Genomic DNA, 3,335 nt, shown 5'->3' on the forward strand with positions numbered 1-3,335 from the left:
TTGGTCAAAGCCTCGACCGATTAGTGACAGTCAGCTCCATGCGTTGCCGCACTTCCACCTCTGCCCTATCTACCTCGTCGTCTTCAAGGGGTCTTACTACCTTTCGGTATGGGAAATCTTATCTTTAGGGGGGCTTCACGCTTAGATGCCTTCAGCGTTTATCCCTTCCAGACTTGGCTACTCTGCTATGCACTTGGCAGTACAACAGATACACCAGCGGTCCGTCCATCCCGGTCCTCTCGTACTAAGGACAGCTCCTATCAAATTTCCTCCGCCTGCGCCGGATAGGGACCGAACTGTCTCACGACGTTCTGAACCCAGCTCGCGTACCGCTTTAATGGGCGAACAGCCCAACCCTTGGAACCTGCTACAGCTCCAGGATGCGATGAGCCGACATCGAGGTGCCAAACCACTCCGTCGATGTGAACTCTTGGGAGTGATAAGCCTGTTATCCCCAGGGTAGCTTTTATCCGTTGAGCGATGGCATTCCCACTTAAAACCACCGGATCACTAAGTCCTACTTTCGTACCTGCTCCACCCGTCGGTGTCACAGTCAAGCTCCCTTCTGCCTTTGCACTCTTCGAATGGTTTCCGACCATTCTGAGGGAACCTTTGAGCGCCTCCGATACCCTTTCGGAGGCGACCGCCCCAGTCAAACTCCCCGCCTGACATTGTCCCACAGCCGGGTCACGGCTGCTGGTTAGAAACCCAACATGGCAAGGGTGGTATCCCAACAGCGACTCCACAGCGACTGACGTCACTACTTCCCAGTCTCCCACCTATCCTGTACATGCCATGCCGAATCCCAGTATCAAACTGGAGTAAAGCTCCATGGGGTCTTTCCGTCCTGGCGCAGGTAACCAGCATCTTCACTGGTATTTCAATTTCACCGGGTGTGTTGTTGAGACAGTGCCCAAATCATTACGCCTTTCGTGCGGGTCGGAACTTACCCGACAAGGAATTTCGCTACCTTAGGACCGTTATAGTTACGGCCGCCGTTTACTGGGGCTTAAGTTCAAAGCTTCGCTTGCGCTAACCTCTCCCCTTAACCTTCCAGCACCGGGCAGGCGTCAGCCCATATACCTCACCTTTCGGTTTCGCATAGACCTGTGTTTTTGCTAAACAGTTGCTTGGGCCATTTCTCTGCGGCCACTCTCATGGCACTCCTTCTCCCGAAGTTACGGAGTCATTTTGCCGAGTTCCTTAACAACACTTCTCCCGTCGGCCTTAGGATTCTCTCCTCATCCACCTGTGTCGGTTTACGGTACGGGCACATATGAAACAATAGCGGCTTTTCTCGACAGCCAGGGGCCTGGGCTTCCCTACTTATGTTCGGTCCGCTTCACGTCTTCAGATTGTACTGCGGATTTGCCAGCAGCACTCCTACCTCGCTTGCACCGGGCTCTCCATTCCCGGCTCCCATTCCCTGTCTGTGTCCCCACAGTTCTGTCCATATGTGGTACAGGAATCTCAACCTGTTATCCATCGACTACGTCTTTCGACCTCGCCTTAGGCCCCGACTTACCCAGAGCAGATCAGCTTTACTCTGGAAACCTTAGATATTCGGCCTGAAGGATTCTCACCTTCATCTCGCTACTCATTCCGGCATTCTCTCTTCTTACCAGTCCACCACTCCTTCCGGTATGGCTTCATCCCGGTAACAATGCTCCTCTACCAATGTCTGCACATTCCTAAGCTTCGGTGTCGTGTTTCAGCCCCGGACATTTTCGGCGCAGGGACTCTCGACTAGTGAGCTATTACGCACTCTTTCAATGCATGGCTGCTTCTGAGCCAACGTCCTAGTTGTCTTCGAATCCCCACATCCTTTTCCACTTAACACGCACTTTGGGACCTTAGCTGTAGGTCTGGGCTCTTTCCCTCTCGACCATCCAACTTATCTCGTATGGTCTGACTCCCATGGACCATCTTTACGGCATTCGGAGTTTGATATCCCTTGGTAAGCTTTGACGCCCCCGCAGGAATTCAGTGCTCTACCTCCGCAAGACTGCCATGAGGCTAGCCCTAAAGCTATTTCGAGGAGAACCAGCTATCTCCGGGTTCGATTGGAATTTCTCCGCTATCCACACCTCATCCCCACCCTTTTCAACGGATGTGGGTTCGGTCCTCCACTTCCTCTTACGGAAGCTTCAACCTGGACATGGATAGGTCACCCGGTTTCGGGTCTGCCCCGTCTGACTCTCCGCGCTCTTAACGCTTGCTTTCACTTCGGCTCCGGACCTTAAGTCCTTAACCTCGCCAGACAGGACAACTCGCCGGACCGTTCTACAAAAAGTACGCAGTCCCTCATGTATAGAGGTCCCACAGCTTGTAGACACAGGGTTTCAGGTTCTCTTTCACTCCCCTCCCGGGGTACTTTTCACCTTTCCTTCACAGTACTATGCGCTATCGGTCACTGAGCAGTATTTAGCCTTACGGGGTGGTCCCCGCTCCTTCAGACAAGGTTTCTCGTGTCTCGTCCTACTCTGGATCCTGCTGGGCGGCTTGGGATTTCGGATACGGGGCTTTCACCCTCTCCGGCGGAACTTCCCAGTCCCTTCTCCTATCTTACGCCTGCCTTCTCGCAGTCCGAACCCCAGCATGCACGCACGCTGGTTTGGGCTCTTTCCATTTCGCTCGCCGCTACTTTGGAAATCGATGTTTCTTTCTTTTCCTCCGGGTACTTAGATGTTTCAGTTCCCCGGGTTCCCCACGCATGGCTATGGATTCACCATACGCTGACAGAGGTTCTCTCTGCCGGGTTTCCCCATTCGGATATCTCCGGATCTCAGGATATGTGCTCCTCCCCGAAGCTTTTCGCAGCTTATCACGTCCTTCATCGGCTCTCAGTGCCAAGGCATCCACCCTGCGCCCTTCCTACTTTGACCGTAGTTGGAACGGTTCGATCTTTCGATCCTCTCATTCCTCACTGATGCATAGCGTTACATCAGCGGGCTTTGTGTTTTCTTTCTTCGTTGTTAATTCTCGATGAAATCTGATGTCTTGACTCATTCTTTTCTAAAGAATGACTCTTTTCTGGTTTTGTATGAAGTTTTCAAAGTACGTCCGCGGTATCAGCATTGATTCACGCGATGCGCTTTCTGCTGTTCCGCTCTCTCCTGGCCTTATCGGCCATCCCATGCAAGGAGCCTCCTTCTTACATCGCATCACCGGTAAGTCTCTTTAAAAGATCCGGCAGCCACCTATCTTCCCGGGCCGTCTCCAGCCAAGTATTGTCGGCCGCGTCAGTCTTAACCATCGTGTTCGGGATGGGTACGGGTGTTTCCCCGACGCGCATCGCCACCGGAAATATTCAATTGTCTGTCTCTTCGCAGTGT

The 3,335-nt window shown here is 52.9% G+C and carries 2 rRNA genes; both read right to left on the minus strand.

The features are described from left to right. Window positions 1-2,885 (minus strand): 23S ribosomal RNA (locus JMF81_RS02275). Between the two features lie 302 nt (window positions 2,886-3,187). Beyond that, a 5S ribosomal RNA gene (gene rrf, locus JMF81_RS02280) occupies window positions 3,188-3,305 on the minus strand. Between the last annotated feature and the right edge of the window lie 30 nt (window positions 3,306-3,335).

The sequence above is a fragment of the Anaerostipes butyraticus genome (assembly GCF_016586355.1).
Classification (GTDB): domain Bacteria; phylum Bacillota; class Clostridia; order Lachnospirales; family Lachnospiraceae; genus Anaerostipes; species Anaerostipes butyraticus.